This is a genomic window from Nocardia sp. NPDC051833 (genome assembly GCF_040681225.1).
Taxonomy (GTDB): domain Bacteria; phylum Actinomycetota; class Actinomycetes; order Mycobacteriales; family Mycobacteriaceae; genus Nocardia.
In genome coordinates, this window is the sequence record NZ_JBFAYK010000001.1 from 2,105,590 (window position 1) to 2,120,770 (window position 15,181).

Annotated in this window: 16 protein-coding genes; 4 read left to right on the forward strand and 12 right to left on the reverse strand. The window is 68.9% G+C overall.

All coding sequences use genetic code 11. The features are described 5' to 3' along the window. Window position 1: 1 nt before the first annotated feature. Both uraH and uraD read right to left on the reverse strand, forming a co-directional pair. Window positions 2–319, reverse strand: a complete 318-nt coding sequence (uraH, locus tag AB0L91_RS09365) for a hydroxyisourate hydrolase (protein WP_357342443.1) — start codon at window positions 317–319, stop codon at window positions 2–4. Further along, complete coding sequence (gene uraD / locus AB0L91_RS09370) at window positions 316–810, reverse strand: 2-oxo-4-hydroxy-4-carboxy-5-ureidoimidazoline decarboxylase (RefSeq protein ID WP_365008584.1); 495 nt, start codon at window positions 808–810, stop codon at window positions 316–318. The genes uraH and uraD overlap by 4 nt, the downstream gene beginning before the upstream one ends. Window positions 811–936: 126 nt before the next feature. Between uraD and AB0L91_RS09375 the strand changes: the two genes are divergently transcribed. After that, window positions 937–1,533 (forward strand): NTP transferase domain-containing protein, encoded by a 597-nt coding sequence (locus AB0L91_RS09375; protein WP_365008587.1) that lies wholly within the window; start codon window positions 937–939, stop codon window positions 1,531–1,533. A gap of 15 nt (window positions 1,534–1,548) precedes the next feature. Beyond that, window positions 1,549–2,565, forward strand: a complete 1,017-nt coding sequence (locus tag AB0L91_RS09380) for an XdhC family protein (RefSeq protein ID WP_355274203.1) — start codon at window positions 1,549–1,551, stop codon at window positions 2,563–2,565. Between the two features lie 2 nt (window positions 2,566–2,567). On the opposite strand, the gene AB0L91_RS09385 is transcribed toward AB0L91_RS09380, so the two are convergent. From AB0L91_RS09385 to AB0L91_RS09400, 4 genes are all read right to left on the reverse strand, one after another. Continuing rightward, a complete protein-coding gene (locus AB0L91_RS09385) occupies window positions 2,568–3,632 on the reverse strand; it encodes an ABC transporter substrate-binding protein (RefSeq protein WP_365008591.1) in 1,065 nt (354 codons plus the stop codon). A 67-nt stretch (window positions 3,633–3,699) separates the two neighbouring features. After that, window positions 3,700–4,503 (reverse strand): ABC transporter permease subunit, encoded by an 804-nt coding sequence (locus tag AB0L91_RS09390; RefSeq protein ID WP_357342436.1) that lies wholly within the window; start codon window positions 4,501–4,503, stop codon window positions 3,700–3,702. Further along, entirely contained in the window at window positions 4,500–5,243 is a 744-nt protein-coding gene (locus tag AB0L91_RS09395; RefSeq protein WP_357344179.1) for an ABC transporter permease subunit, read from the reverse strand. Before AB0L91_RS09395 ends, AB0L91_RS09390 begins: the two co-directional genes overlap by 4 nt. Before the next feature lie 104 nt (window positions 5,244–5,347). Continuing rightward, a complete protein-coding gene (locus tag AB0L91_RS09400; protein WP_355274212.1) occupies window positions 5,348–6,142 on the reverse strand; it encodes an ABC transporter ATP-binding protein in 795 nt (264 codons plus the stop codon). Window positions 6,143–6,387: 245 nt separating this feature from the next. Between AB0L91_RS09400 and AB0L91_RS09405 the strand changes: the two genes are divergently transcribed. After that, complete coding sequence (locus tag AB0L91_RS09405) at window positions 6,388–7,404, forward strand: alpha/beta hydrolase family protein (protein ID WP_355274214.1); 1,017 nt, start codon at window positions 6,388–6,390, stop codon at window positions 7,402–7,404. Window positions 7,405–7,479: 75 nt separating this feature from the next. On the opposite strand, the gene AB0L91_RS09410 is transcribed toward AB0L91_RS09405, so the two are convergent. The 5 genes from AB0L91_RS09410 to AB0L91_RS09430 form a co-directional block, all read right to left on the reverse strand. After that, complete coding sequence (locus tag AB0L91_RS09410; RefSeq protein ID WP_365008595.1) at window positions 7,480–8,064, reverse strand: TetR/AcrR family transcriptional regulator; 585 nt, start codon at window positions 8,062–8,064, stop codon at window positions 7,480–7,482. Window positions 8,065–8,249: 185 nt separating this feature from the next. Next, complete coding sequence (locus AB0L91_RS09415; RefSeq protein WP_357342433.1) at window positions 8,250–8,621, reverse strand: DUF3349 domain-containing protein; 372 nt, start codon at window positions 8,619–8,621, stop codon at window positions 8,250–8,252. A 70-nt stretch (window positions 8,622–8,691) separates the two neighbouring features. Next, window positions 8,692–8,973 (reverse strand): hypothetical protein, encoded by a 282-nt coding sequence (locus AB0L91_RS09420; RefSeq protein ID WP_365008598.1) that lies wholly within the window; start codon window positions 8,971–8,973, stop codon window positions 8,692–8,694. 10 nt (window positions 8,974–8,983) lie between these two features. Continuing rightward, a complete protein-coding gene (locus AB0L91_RS09425) occupies window positions 8,984–10,168 on the reverse strand; it encodes an inorganic phosphate transporter (protein WP_357342429.1) in 1,185 nt (394 codons plus the stop codon). Between the two features lie 63 nt (window positions 10,169–10,231). After that, window positions 10,232–11,752, reverse strand: coding sequence for an ATP-dependent DNA ligase (locus tag AB0L91_RS09430; protein WP_365008600.1), 1,521 nt, complete (start codon window positions 11,750–11,752; stop codon window positions 10,232–10,234). A gap of 94 nt (window positions 11,753–11,846) precedes the next feature. Between AB0L91_RS09430 and ramB the strand changes: the two genes are divergently transcribed. After that, on the forward strand, window positions 11,847–13,253 hold the full coding sequence (gene ramB, locus AB0L91_RS09435; RefSeq protein ID WP_365008603.1) for an acetate metabolism transcriptional regulator RamB: 1,407 nt from the start codon (window positions 11,847–11,849) through the stop codon (window positions 13,251–13,253). A gap of 1 nt (window position 13,254) precedes the next feature. Here the strand turns inward: ramB and AB0L91_RS09440 are convergent, their stop codons facing one another. Beyond that, complete coding sequence (locus tag AB0L91_RS09440) at window positions 13,255–15,084, reverse strand: acyl-CoA dehydrogenase (protein ID WP_365008606.1); 1,830 nt, start codon at window positions 15,082–15,084, stop codon at window positions 13,255–13,257. Window positions 15,085–15,181 lie beyond the last annotated feature (97 nt).

Consider the following 15,181-nt stretch of genomic DNA (forward strand, 5'->3'; position numbering starts at 1 on the left):
CTCAGCTCCCTCGGTAGGTGGAATAGGCGAACGGCGACAACAGCAGCGGCACATGCAGATGCGGCTGCTCACCCACCGTGAAAGCGACGCAGACCTCGGGATAGAAGGTCTCGACTCCCTGCGCCGCGAAATAGCTGCCGGTATCGAAGAACAGGCGGTAATCGCCCGGATTCAACCCGGCGGCAAGCTCTTTCACCCGGCCGTCGGCATCGGTCAGCGCCTCGGTGAGCCGCTGATCGCCGCGGGTCAGCCAGACGGCGACGCCCGCCGCGGGCACCCCGCGCACGGCGTCGAGCACGTGCGTGCTCAGCCCGGTCACGACGACGCCACCAGTCGGGCGAGCCGAAGCCGATTGATCTTTCCCAGTTCGGTGCGCATGACCTGCCTCTCGGTCGACGGATCGTTGTCCAGCCGCGCCCGCAGGACGGCGAGCAACTCCTCGCCGTCGCGCCCTGCCGCGCAGACCAGATAGATATGGCCGAACTTGGCCTCGTAGTCGCGGTTGCCCGCGGCCAGCGCGGCCTTGACCTCGGCGCCCGCGACGCCCGCCTGCTCGCGGGCCGAGGCCGCCGAGGTCGGGCGATCCCCGATCCGCGGGTGGCCGGCCAGCGCCGCGTCGAGCGAGGCGTCGTCGAGCGCGGCCGAGGCGGCATCGGCCGCCGTGAGCAGCGCGTCCGTGCTGGCGTAGGGCCGCGCGGCGGCGATCGCCCGCGCCCAGCCCGGTGCGGAGCAACAGGCGAGCAAGGCCGCTTCGGCGGCCGCGGCGGAGAGCGCGTTGAACTCCGCCAGGCCGATCGATTCGCTCGTCATCGATCCAGCATCTCCCCATCACCGACCGCGGGCCACCGATGTGCGGTCGGTCACGTCGGCGTGTCGTCGTCCTTGCGCTCCCCTGCTGTAATCGAGCGGCAACATTGCGCAATTACCTTCACCGTCATGCCCCCGATCGACCCTCCCGTGCCGTCGGCGTGCACGGGTGTCGTCCTCGCGGCGGGCGCCGGCACCCGCTACGGCAAACCCAAGGCACTCGCCGAAGACGGCGCCTGGCTGCGCGCGACGATCACCGCCCTGCGCGACGGCGGCTGCGCTCCGGTGATCGTTCTGCTCGGTGCCACCGGCCCCGATCCGGCCGCCGTGCACCTGCCGCCGGAGACCGAGTGGCGGTGGGTCGCGGACTGGGCCACCGGCCTCTCCGCGACCGTGCGCGCGGGCCTGCGCGCGGCCGCCGAGGCGGGCACCCGGTATGTGGCGTTCCTTCCCGTCGACACCCCCGATATCGGAGCCGATGTGGTCGCCCGGGTACTCGCCGCGGCCCGCGCGAGCGAGAGCGGACTGGCTCGTGGTGTGTTCTCCGACACACCTGGCCATCCCGCTGTGATCGAGAACAAGCACTGGGACGCCATTTCGGCGGAAGCCGTAGGTGATGCGGGAGCTGGTTCCTATTTGGGCGCCAGTCAGGATATGGTGTGCGTCACGTGCGACGACTTGGCGACAGGGAACGATCGCGATTTCCCGGTAGTCGGCGCACGGTGATCGGAGTTTTGAGATATGCGCGATATCGTCGATGACCTTCTGCGAGTGTGGCATTCGGGCCGTACCGGCGGCCTCGCCACCGTGGTCCGTACCATCGGCACGAACGCGCTGCCGATCGGGTCGGGAATGCTCGTCACCCCCAATGGCGGAGTCTTCGGATCCATTGCTTCCGGGCGCCTGGAGGAGACGGTCTACGAGGCGGCGCTGGAAGCCGCGCAGACCGGCATCCGGCAACTACGTCGCTACAGCCTGATCACCGGAATGGAATCGGGATCCGACGACGGCGAACTGGTCGATATCTTCATCGAGCCGTTCTCCTGCCGCGATTTCCCGGAATTCCCCGCTATCGCCGCCGATATCCAGGCCCATCGCCGGGTCACCGTGTTCACCGTGGTGTGGAACCAGGATCCCGATGTCATCGGTCAGCATCTGGTCACCGATCGCAAGCACGCCACCGAGCTCGTCGCCCTGCCCGAGTCGGACCTGTTCGTCGCCTCCTACTGCCCGCCGCCGCGCCTGATCATCTTCGGCGCCAACGCCTATGCCGCCACCCTGGCCGCCCAGGCCAGGATGATCGGCTACCGGGTCAGCATCTGCGACTCACGCCCCGAGTTCGCCGATCCCGCGTCGTTCCCCGGCGCCGAGGTCGTCGTGGACTGGCCGCACCGCTACCTCAACACCCTCTCGGCCGCGGGCGAGATCGACAGCAGCACCGGCATCGTGGTGCTGGCCAACGAGCCCCGCTTCGAGATCCCGCTGCTCACCGTCGCCTTACGACTACCCGAGCTGGGCTACCTCGCCGCGCTCGGCTCGCCCGCCGACCAGGCCCGTCGCCTCGACGACCTGCGCGCGGGCGGCTTCGACGAGCCCACCCTGGCCCGCCTGCACGTGCCCGCCGGCCTCGAATCGGGCCCGCGCACGCCGGCCGAGACCGCCGTGTTCGTCACCGCCGACTTCCTCGCCTCGCGCGCGGGCCTGCGCCTGGCGGCCCGCCGCGACTACGGGTCGGCGGCGGTCGGCCTGGCGATCTAGGACTACTTCAACCCGGGGTTCTCCGCGTAGACCTCGCGCAGGATCGACAGGTCGAACAGCTGCTCGGCCTTGATGTCGATCTTCGCCGTGCGCAGCGCGGCGATGTTCTGCTCGATCAGCGAGTCGGTCATCGACAGCAGACCGTCGGTCTTGGTCGAGGCCGAGACGACCAGGTCGTTCTGCGCGATGGCCTCCTTGGTCTGCTCGCCCAGCTCGAGCTTCTGGTCCTTGCCGTACACCTCGACGGCCAGCCGGGCCGACTCGGCGGGATCGGCGACCGCGTCGCGCCAGCCCTTGATCTCGGCGATCAGGAACGCCTTCAGCTTGTCGCGCTCGTTGTCGATGGTGTCCTGGGTGACCGTCAGCGTCTCGGCGACCAGCGGCAGGCCGAAATCGGCGAACAGGAAGTGGTCGTTGGCGAAGCCCTTGGCGGCCAGGGTGATCGGCTCGTTGGTCACGTAGCTGACCCAGCCGTCGACCTCGCCGTTGGCCAGCGGGGTCGGGTCGAACTGCGCGGGCACCACCGTCACCTCGCCCGGCTTGATGCCGTTGGCGGCCAGCAGGGCGCTGAAGATCAGCTGGTTGGTGTCCTGCACGCCGATCTTGCGGCCCTTCATGTCCGCGGGTGACTTGATCGGCTTGCCCGCCGAACTGACGATCGCGAACGGATTCTTCTGATAGGTCGCGCCGACGATCTTGGCGGGCAGTCCCTCCAGGATCGCGGGCGCGGTGGTCTGCGGCGCGGACAGCCCGATCCACACCTTCCCGGTGTCGAGTCCGGCCTCCACCGAGGTACTCGCCGCGCCACCCGCGATGAGGTCTACCGCACCGAATCCCGCATCCTTGAAATATCCCTTCGAATCGGCGAAATACTCACCCGCGAATTCGATGTTCTTCAGCCACGACAACTGCACCGCGACCTTGCCGTATTTCGAGCCGTCGGCGCTCGAACCGTTCGACGAACTCCCCGAACCGCTTCCGCACGCGGCCAGCAGTCCGGCCCCGCCGAGCGCGGCCCCGGTCAGCGCGGAATAGCGGAGAAAGGAACGACGGTCGATACTGTTCATGCGCCGAATGTAGTTTCGGTGCGTTTCGTTCTCTTTGCGTCTGCGTTCCGCCGCTATTCCTTCCCGATCAGGCCCGCCCGGCGCTCGGGCCGAACCGCGCGAGCACCAGATTCTCGACGACGCCGACGATCGCGTAGAGCAGCACCGACACCACCGTCACCACCACGATCGAGGCCCACAGCCGGTTGTACTGGAACATCGGAATGGCGCGCACCAGGCTGGCGCCCAAACCCGTTCCGCTGCCGAGCCATTCACCGAGCAATGCGCCGATCAGCGCGCCCGGCACCGAGACCCGGGCCGCGGCGAACACCGAGGGCAGCGCGGCGGGAACGGCGACCATCCGCAGCCGGGTCCACCGCGAGCCGCCGTAGGCGGTCACCAATTCCATGGCCTGCCTCGGCGCTTGGCTCAGCCCGGTCATGATCATCACCAGCGCCGGGAAGAACACCACGATCGCGGCCAGTACCGCGACACCCACCGTGCCGCGACCGAAGACCAGCACCACGATCGGGCTCAGCGCCACCAGCGGCACCGAGCGCAGCAGCATCGCCACCGGCATGAACGTCTGCCGCACAGCCGAATACAGCACGAACAGCGCGGCCACCCCCAGGGCGCCGAGCATGCCGACGGTGAAGCCGATCGCGGCGTCGCGCAGGGTGATCGCGAGGTCGTCGAGAATCGCCTGGCGGGCCGTTTCGGCACCCGGCGCGGTCACCAGGTAGCGCCAGATGTCCGACGGCGTCTTGCCGACCCGCGGCCCGATCTGCGGGAACGCCCGCAGGAACAGCGACCAGATGACCAGCAGCAGGATCAGCGAGGTCGCCAGCGGCAGCAGGAATCGCCCGATCCGGCGCAGCACGGTGGTCGTCATCGCCGCTCCTCCGTACTCGCCGTCCACGGCGTGATCAGTCGCGCGGCCACCGCGACGAGCAGATAGCCCAGCCCGGCCAGCGCGGCGGCGGCCAGCGCCATGCCCCAGGTGCGCGGCACGTTGTAGGCGGTCTGGGCGGCCGTCAGCGCGACGCCGATCCCGCTGTCGACACCGCCCAGGTATTCGCCGATGATCGCGCCGAGCACCGCTGACGGCGCGGCGATCTTCAAGGCGGCGAACGTATTCGGCAGCGCCGCGATCGCCCGCACCCGGTACAGCCGCTGCCAGCGACCGCCGCCGTAGGCGCGCACCAGATCCAGGCTCGCCGGGTCGGCCGAGCGCAGGCCGGTGACCGCGCCGACCATGGTGGTGAAGAAGCAGTACATGGCGGCCAGGAACACCGTCGGGGTGCGGCCGCCGAAGACCACCAGGATGATCGGGCCCAGCGCCACCAGTGGCGTGCAGTAGCTCAGGATGGCCAGCTGGGTGGCCAGCGGCTCGATCCGGGGGATCAGCATGATCAGGGCGGCGAGCCCGATCGCGAGCGCGTTGCCCCACAGGAAGCCCTGGAGCGCGCCCGCAGCCGTCACCCGGAAGTTCGGGCCGTACAGGCCCCAGCCGTCCGACCACATGGTCGACAGCACCCGCCAGGGCGTCGGCACCGTGCCACCGGCCACGCCAGCGGCCGCCAGCACCCACCACAGCGCGATCAGGGCGGCGACGCCCAACGCGCCCGCCATCCGGTGACCACGGAATCCCCCTCCGAGCCGCGCGCGAATCGCGCGCACCGGCGGCTGCCCGCCCGTTGCCGCCACCGGCGGCCCCGACCCCGCGAGTGCCTCACTCATGCCACACCTCCGCGGCCGAACAGCAGCTCGGACAGGTAATCGCAGAGCTTGTGGAATTCCGGGGTCCGCATCATCTCGGGCGTCCGGGGGCGCGGCAGGTCGATCTCGACCAATTCGAGCACCCGGCCGGGACGCGGGCTCATCACCGCGACCACATCGGAGAGGAATACCGCTTCCCCGATGCCGTGGGTGACCATCAGCGTGGTCGCGGGCTTCTCGGTCCAGATGCGCAGCAGTTCCAGGTTCAGCCGCTGCCTGGTCATGTCGTCGAGGGCGCCGAACGGTTCGTCGAGCAGCAGCACCGACGGCTGCACCACCAGTGCCCGCGCGATCGAAACCCGTTGGCGCATACCACCGGACAACTGCGCGGGCTTGGCCTTCTCGAAACCCTCCAGGCCGACCAGCGCGATCAGCTCGGCGATCCGCTCCGGTTCGGCGGGCAGCCCGGCGACCTGCAGCGGCAACCGGATGTTCGACTCGACGCTGCGCCAGGGCAGCAGCGCGGAATCCTGGAACGCGATCCCGAGCTGATGGCCGCCGCGCAGCCGCTCGGGCGTCAGCCCGTTGATCGTGGCGGTGCCCGCGGTGGGTTCGTCGAGACCGGCCAGAATTCGCAAAACGGTCGATTTGCCGCATCCGGACGGGCCGAGCAAGGAGAGGAATGCGCCGTTCGCGGTCCGCAGATCGACCGAGTCCAGCGCGCGCACGGTATCGCGACCCACCCGGAACGACTTGCTCAACCCGCTGATCTCGATCCCGGCCGACGCGCCGCCGGGGATTTCCTTACCCATGGCCGTCACCATAAGAGCGGCTGGTTGCGGCGGTATTTCCGATTCGCGGGCAGTATTGCGCGGTCGTTAACCGTGCTCGAGGTCACGGCGAATTGTGAACCAGTAACGATTCTGTCCCGCCGGAGGACATAGAGTGTCGGAGGATCTGACAGCCCCGCAGCCGTCGAGCGCGCATCGTTCGGCCAAGGGGGGAAGCACTGCGATGACGGAGCCGACACGGCCCGTGGACTGGAACCGACTGTTCGATGAAGCTCTCTGCTGTACGTACCGTGGCCGCCTTGCGCACCACCGCCGTAGCTCTGACCGCCGCGCTGTCGGTGGCCGTGATCGCGGGCGGCGGCGCCGCCTCGGCCGAACCCGAGAAGCCCTCTGCCGTGTCGTCGATCGTCAAGGACGGGCGCACCTGGCACCTGAAGGTGTACTCGGCGGCCATGAAGAAGGACATCACCGTCGACGTGCAGCGGCCGGTCGACGAGTCCAAGCCCGCCCCCAACCTCTACCTCCTCAACGGCCTCGACGCCGGTGAGGGCACCGCCAGCTGGGCCGCGCAGACCAACGCGCTCGGCTTCCTGGCCGACAAGCAGGTCAATGTCATCCAGCCGGTCGGCGGCCGCGGCAGCTACTACGCCGACTGGCAGAAGGAAGACGCCCGCCTCGGCCTGAACAAGTGGAACACCTTCTTCACCCAGGAGCTGCCGCCGCTGCTCGACAGCACCCTCAACTCGACCGGCCTCAACTCGCTGGCCGGCCTGTCCACCTCCGGCACCTCGGTGCTGCAGCTGGCCGAGGCCAAGCCGGGCCTGTTCAAGTCCGTCGCCGCCTACTCCGGCTGCGCGCAGATCGCCGACCCGATGGGCAGGCAGTTCGTCAAGTTCTCCGTGGAGACCTGGGCCGGTGGCGACACCGAGAACATGTACGGCCCGGACAACGACCCGGCCTGGGTCGCCAACGACCCGGTCCTCAACGCGGAGAAGCTGCGCGGCACCAACCTCTACATCTCCAGCGGTAGCGGCCTGCCGGTGATGGAGGACGTGCGCTACTACACCGAGGGCAACGGCCCGATGGGCGTGGTCAACCTCGGCCTCGGCGTCGCGATCGAAGCCGCGACCAACGCGTGCACGCAGAACCTGAAGACCAAGCTGGACTCGCTGGGCATCCCGGCCACCTACATGTTCAACCCGGTCGGCACCCACTACTGGCCGTACTGGGAGCAGGCGCTGCACGAGTCGTGGCCGATGCTGGCCCAGGGCATGGGTATCTGATTCTCCCGTAGAACCGAAAAGGGAGGCGTCCGATCGGGCGCCTCCCTTTTTCGTCTGCTCAGGTCGTTCGGATGCTCAGGTCGGCAGTGCCGAAGGCCGGACCGAGAGCCCGGACCGGATGAAATAGGCGATCTCGTCGCAGATCTCGTCGACCGAGATCGCGTCACCGGGAACGGTGGCGTGCACCATCTCCTGCGCCAGTGAATTCACCGCGCCGATCAACGCGAGCGTGAACAGGTGCACACTGCGCGATTCCGCTTCCCCGCGCGCGGCGGCCCGCTGGGCCTCCCTGGTGAGCAGGCCGGAGACCGATCGCCGCTGCGCGCGCCGCCACTCCTCCACCGCCGGGCTCACCCCGACCACCTCGACGTAGAAAACCCTGGCCGCGCGACGATCCCGGCAGGTCACGGCGAGAAAAGCCCGGAAGCTCTCCACCACGCGCACCACCAGCGGCTGTTCGCTGGCGCGTTCCAGCGCCTCGTCGACCCGGTGCAGCGCGGCGGTGTTGAGCCGGTCGACCAGGGCGATCAGCAACGCCTCGCGGCTGCCGATGTCCTCGTAGAAACTGCGGGTCGACACATTCGCCGTCGCGCACAGGCGCTCGATCGAGGTCGACGAATAACCCTGGGTACCGAATAGTTCCAGTGCGGCATCGGTCAACCGGTTTCGCCGCATGGCTACTCGCTGCTGGCGCGACAATCCACCGTAACTACGACCACTATCGGTTTCATCCACACGCCGAACCACCCGTGCATGCTAGCGCGCACCCGGCGGGCATCCGGGCGAATCGGAAATTGGTACTGCCACGAATTCCGCTGGCACAGCGGAATTGTCGCGCCGGTAACTCAGTCCTGTTCCGGCGCCGGTTCGCCCTCGTCCAGCGGTTCGGCCAACGGCCAGCCACCGGCGGCCAGATGCGAGGCCACGCGCGAGACGTCGTCCGGCGCGGGCTGCTGCTTGGCGAAATCGGCGATCGCCGCCGCGATCTCGGCCTCGCTGATCGATTCCCGGTTCGGATTGGCCTCGATCAGCTTCTCGCCGATGACGACCACCTCGTAGTCGGTGAGGTGCCGGTGCAGAACCGCGAACAGCGCGACATAGTCCGATTGCGGGATGCCCTGCGGATATCCGGCGCGCAGCCAGCCGAGCACCCGCGAGAGCAGATTGCGCCGAACGGCGGGCGTGGGAGTCGGATCTGTCATCGCGTCCTCGCTCATGCTGTTTCCTTTCCGCATGCTCGGGCGCCCTGCGTGGTCACGCGGGCTGCCTCCTCCGGGCGCTGACCGCTCATGCGGCCCCGAACAGATGGATGCCGAACTGATGGGCGATGAAGGCCTTGGCGGTGAACAGGATTCCGGTGATCACCACCATGACGATGACGACCACGCAGATCAGCGCACCGGCCAGCGCCGGGTAGTTGCGGCGGACGCGACCGTCGGCGTCGATCGTCTCCGCCTGGGCCCACCACCGCACGGCGAAGGCGAAGACCGCGGGCACGCCGGCGCCGAAGACCAGCGCGGCCAGCACCACTTCCCACAGTGAACTCAGATTCGTGATCACGGATTGCACGATCGCTCCTTTACCCGGCGTGGTGCTGTTCGACCGACGACGGCGTCGCCGCGGGCGGCACACCCTCGGGCCACTCGTTGACATTGTGGGTGCCGACCGGGTCGCGGCGCGACCGCAGATAGATGCCGAGCGCACCGCCGATCAGGATCGCGAACACCACCAGCACGCCGGGCAGGCCACCGATGAGGTGCGCGATGGCCCAGCAGATCGCGCCGACGATGCCCGCCATCGGCAGCGTCAGCAGCCAGGCGACGGCCATCCGGCCCATCACCCGCCAGCGCACCTCGGCGCCCTTGCCGATGCCGGTGCCGAGGATCGAGCCGGTCGCGGTCTGCGTGGTCGACAGCGGCAGGCCGAAGTGCGCCGAGGTGAGGATGATCGCCGCCGAGGTGGACTCGGCGGCCATTCCCTGCGGCGACTCGATCTCGACCAGGCCCTTGCCCAGGGTCCGGATGATCCGCCAGCCGCCGAGGTAGGTGCCGAGGGCGATCGCCACGGCACACGCCGCCATCACCCACAGCGGCATGTGGTCGTCCTTGTCGAGCGTGCCGTAGGCCACCAGCGCCAGGAAGATGATGCCCATCGTCTTCTGCGCGTCGTTGGTGCCGTGGGCTAGCGAGACCAGCGACGCCGACCCGATCTGGCCCCAGCGGAAGCCCTCGTTCGCCTTGTCCTCGTCGACGCCACGGGTGATCCGGTACACCAGGAAGGTGGCGATGGCCGCGACCAGCGCGGCGATCACCGGGGCCAGGATCGCGGGCAGCACGATCTTGATCAGCACACCCTCCGAGCCCGACGCCCAGATCACGCCGTTCCAGCCGAGCGCGGCGATCGTGGAGCCGATCAGGCCGCCGAACAGCGCGTGCGAGGAACTCGACGGCAGCCCGAGCAGCCAGGTCAGCAGGTTCCACAGGATGCCGCCGACCAGGCCGGCGAAGACGATGACGAGCAGGTCCTGCCCGCCCACGTCGTTCAGCTGCACGATGCCCTTGGCCACAGTCGCCGCCACCGATACCGACAGGAAGGCGCCGATCAGATTCAGCACGCCGGAGAGCGCCACCGCCACGCGCGGCTTCAGCGCCCCGGTGGCGATCGAGGTCGCCATGGCATTGGCCGTGTCGTGGAATCCGTTGGTGAAGTCGAATGCGAGAGCTGTGACGATGACGATCAACAGGACCATTAGTTCGGCGCTCACCCGAACAGTGTGTCGTATGCCGATACCGGATTGCCAAACTGTTGCAGGTAAGTCCCCGACGGGTCAGCTCACGACCCCCAGCGCGCGCACCGCGTCGATGGTGTCGGCCTGCTCGGGCTCCTTGTCCGGCCGGTAGCGCAGCACCCTGGCGAAGCGCAGGGCGACACCGCCCGGGTACCTGGTGCTGGCCTGGACACCGTCGAGCGCGATCTCGACGACGAGCCGAGGGCGCAGGAACACGGCGTGCCCGTCGGTGTGGGTCTGGTGCCGGGGGAACTCCGCGGTCTGCCAGCGCAGCAGCTCGTCGGTGAGGCCCTTGAACGTCTTGCCGACCATCACCGGCTCGCCCGTCTCCGGGTCGCGCGCGGCCAGGTGCAGGTTCGACAGGAACCCGGTGCGCCTGCCGTAGCCCCACTCCGCGCCGATCACCAGCAGGTCGAGGGTGTGCGCCGGTTTGATCTTCTGCCACGCCTTGCCGCGCCTGCCCGCCGCGTACGGCGCGTCCAGCGCCTTGACCATCACGCCCTCGTTGCCGACGGCCAGCGCGTCGTCGTAGTACTCGGCGGCCGCCTCGGCGTCGGGGGCGACCAGCGCCGGGATGACGTGCTCGCCCGCCACCCCGGCCAGCGCGGCGCGGCGGGCCCGCAGCGGTTCGTCGATCAGGTCGACGCCGTCGAGGTGCAGGCAGTCGAAGAAGTAGGGGTGCAGCAGCAGGTCCCTGGCGTCCTCGCCGACGGTCGCGAACCGGCTCATCGTCTCCTGGAACGGGCGCGGCCTGCCCGCGTCGGTCAGGGCGAGGGTCTCCCCGTCCAGGACCACGCTCGCGCAGTCGAGGCCGGCGACCAGCTCGACCAGCTCGGGCACGCTCGCGGTGATGTCGCGCAGCGTGCGGGTGAAGACCCACACGCGCTCGCCGTCGCGATGCACCTGGATCCGGGCGCCGTCGAGCTTGTGCTCGACGCTCACCTGTGGGCCGAGTTCGGCCAGTACCTCGTCCAGCGAGCCGCCCGGTGACGCGAGCATCGGCGCGACCGGCCTGCCGACCTCGAGCCGGAACGCGGTGAGCGCCGCCTCGCCGCCGGTGACCGCGGCGACGGCGGTCGCGGGCAGCTGACCGGACAGCATGTGCGCGCGCCGCACCACCTCGGCCGGGATGCCGGTGGCCCGCGCGAGCGCCTCGACGACGACCGCGGTGAGCGCGCCCTGGCGCAGTTCCCCGGTGAGCAGCCGGATCAGGAAGGACTGTTCGTCCTCGGTCGCGGCGGTGAACAGGGCCGTGAGCAGTTCCCGCCTGCGCAGCGTCGAGCCGGTGCCGCTGAGCCCGGTGAGTTCGGTGAAGACGCCGTCGACCTCGCCGACGGTCAACCGCGGCGCGGCGCTCGGTGGCGTCTCCAGGCCGGCCACCGTGCGCCACCCCGCGCCGATCCGGCCCTGCACCAGGTCACCGGAGAGCCAGGCGACGACGGTCCCGATCTCCGCCGGGCCGGCGGCGGCGAAGAGCTCGGCCAGCGCGGCGATCTTCGCCTTGCGCGACCTGGTCGCCCGCACGGCCGCCGAGGCCGCGACGACATCGCTGAACAGCACCCGACGACGGTAGCGCGACGGTGTGACACATCGCTCAGCCCACGCTGTTAAGAATCCATTGGCAAGGTTGCGAAACCGCCCATAAACTGGACATATGGCCAAGACCTATGTCGGTGCGCGGCTGCGCCAGCTGCGGACCGAGCGCGGGCTGAGCCAGGTCTCGCTGGCCCAGAAGCTGGAGATCTCGGCCAGCTATCTCAACCAGATCGAGCACGACGTGCGGCCGCTGACGGTGCCCGTGCTCAAGCGGATCAACGAGGTCTTCGGCGTCGATCCGGCCTTCTTCTCCGCCCACGACGACACCCGGCTCATCGCCGAGTTGCAGGAAGTCGTGATGGACGCCGAACTCGGCATCGAGGCCGACACCCAGGAGATCGCCGACATGGTCTCGGCGCATCCGAGCATGGCGCGCGCCCTGGTCGCCATGCACAACCGGTACCGCAACACCAGCGCCCAGCTGGCCGCCGCCACCGAGGACCGGTTCTCCGACGGTTCCGGCAGCGCCGCGATCAGCAAGCCGCACGAAGAAGTGCGCGACTACTTCTACCAGCGCCAGAACTACATCGACGAACTCGACACCGCGGCCGAGGACCTCACCACGCGCATCCGGTTCCACGGCGGCGAGGTGAGCACCGAGATCGTGCGGCTGCTGCGCGCGCACGGCGTGCGGATCGTCGAGCGGATCGACCTCGGCGAGGGCGTGCTGCACCACTACGACCCCGAGACCAAGCAGCTCGAGATCTCCCCGCACCTGTCCGGCGGACAGCGCACCTTCAAGCTCGCCGCCGAACTGGCCTATCTCGAGTGCGGGCCGCTGCTCGACAAGCTGGTCGAGGAGGGCAATTTCGCCTCCGAGGCCTCGCGCAAGCTGGCCATGCTCGGCCTGGCCAACTACTTCGCCGCGGCGACGGTGTTGCCCTACACCCACTTCCACGAGGTGGCCGAGGACTTCCGCTACGACATCGAGCGCCTGTCGGCCTTCTTCTCGCAGAGTTACGAGACCATCTGCCACCGGCTCTCGACGCTACAGCGGCCGAGCCTGCGCGGCGTGCCGTTCTCCTTCGTCCGCGTCGACCGCGCGGGCAACATGTCGAAACGCCAGTCCGCCACCGGTTTCCACTTCTCCGCCAGCGGCGGCACCTGCCCGCTCTGGAACGTCTACGAGACCTTCGCCTACCCCGGCAAGATCATGACCCAGATCGCCCAGATGCCCGACGGCCGCAAATACCTCTGGGTCGCGCGCACCGTCGAACGCCGCGCCACCCGCTACGGCCAGCCCAGTAAGACCTTCGCCATCGGCCTCGGCTGCGAACTCCGCCACGCGGGCCGCGTCGTCTACGCCGACGGCATCGACCTCGGCGAAGCCACCGCCACCCCGATCGGCGCGGGCTGCCGCGTCTGCGTCCGCTCCAACTGCCCCCAGCGCGCCTTCCCCCCACTCGGCAAAGCCCTCGACATCAGCGAACACCGCAGCTCGGTCTCCCCCTACCTGATCAAGTAGGTCAGAAGGCCTCCTCCGGGATGGACATGATGTCGTTGTCGAGGGTGGCGAGGATGTTTCTGGTGGCGGTGAGTTCGGGGAGGACGTTCTTGGCGAAGAAGCTCGCCGCGGCTACTTTGCCCTGGTAGAAGGGGCGGTCCTTGGGGGCGGTGTCGGCGGCGAGGGCCGCGGCGGCGATGTCGGCCTGGACGAGCAGGCGCCAGGCGATGAGCAGGTCGCCGACCGACATCAGGAAGCGGACCGAGCCGAGGCCGACCTTGTAGAGCTCGGTGGGGTCGGTCTGGCCCGCCATGGCGTAGCCGGTGAGGGTGGACGCCATCGCGCCGATGTCGGCCTGGGCGGTGCGCAGCAGGGCGCGCTCGGTGGCGAAGCGGCCGGTGTCGCTGTCGAGGTAGGCGGTGATCTGCGCGTTCACGTGCCCCAGCGCGGCGCCGCGATCGCGAATGATCTTGCGGAAGAAGAAGTCCTGGGCCTGGATCGCGGTGGTGCCCTCGTAGAGCGAGTCGATCTTGGCGTCGCGGATGTACTGCTCGATCGGATAGTCCTGCAGATAGCCGGAGCCACCGAAGGTCTGCAGTGATTCGGTGAGCAACTGATACGCCCGCTCCGAGCCGACGCCCTTGACGATCGGCAGCAGCAGGTCGTCCACCCGGTGCGCCAGCTCCGCGTCGGCGCCGGAGACGAGCTGTGCCACGTCCTCGTTCTGATGCGCGGCGGTATACAGATACACCGCGCGCAATCCTTCGGCGTACGCCTTCTGCATGGCCAGCGACCGCCGCACATCGGGGTGATGGGTGATGGTGACGCGCGGCGCCGCCTTGTCCGCCATCTGCGTCAGGTCCGCGCCCTGCACGCGGGTCTTGGCGTACTCCAGCGCGTTCAGGTACCCCGTGGACAACGTCCCGGACGACTTCACGCCGACGGTCATCCGCGCGTTCTCGATCACCTTGAACATCTGCGCGATGCCGTTGTGCACGTCGCCGACGAGCCAGCCCTTGGCGGGCACCGCGGTGCCACCGAAGGTGAGCTCACAGGTCGGCGAGGACTTGATCCCCATCTTGTGCTCGACCCCGGTCACGTACACGCCGTTGCGGTCACCGAGATCGAACGTCTCGGGATCGAAGAGGAACTTCGGCACGTAGAACAGCGACAACCCCTTGGTGCCGGGACCGGCGCCCTCCGGCCGGGCGAGCACCAGATGGAAGACGTTCTCCGCGATCTCACCCACGTCACCACCGGAGATGAACCGCTTCACGCCCTCGATGTGCCACGATCCGTCGGGCTGCGGCACGGCCTTGGTCCGGCCCGCGCCGACGTCGGACCCGGCGTCGGGCTCGGTGAGCACCATGGTGCCCTGCCAGCCGCGCTCGAATCCGCCCCGCGCCCAGCGCTTCTGCTCCTCGGTCCCGACCTCGTAGAGCACCGAGCCCATCAGCGGGCCCATGTTGAAGAAGCTGGCCGCCGGATTGGCGCAGATGACGAGCTCGTTGATCGCCCACATCAGTACGTTCGGGGCGGCGGTGCCGTCCATGCCCTCCGGCATGCCGAGACGGAACCATCCCGCCTCCTGCACCGCGGCCACCGTCTTGCGTAACGGTTCGGGCACGGAGATGTCGAAGGTGTCCGGATGGAAGACCACGGGGTGCCGGTCGGCGTCGGCGAACGAGTCCGCGATCGGCCCCTCGGCCAGCCGTTCGACCTCGGCGAGAATCTGGCGCACCGTCTCGGAATCCAGGTCGCCGTAGGCGCCGGTATCCAAGAGCTTGTCGAGGTTGAGCACCTCGAACAGGTTGAACTCGATGTCCCGAACGTTCGCCTTGTAGTGCCCCACGTGGCGCCTCCTCGACTGACCACACACGGCCCGAGTGCCGCGTGTTCCGGCTGTTCGACGTCGTACGAATTCGAAGCGTGCCGCACCGTGGCGTCCC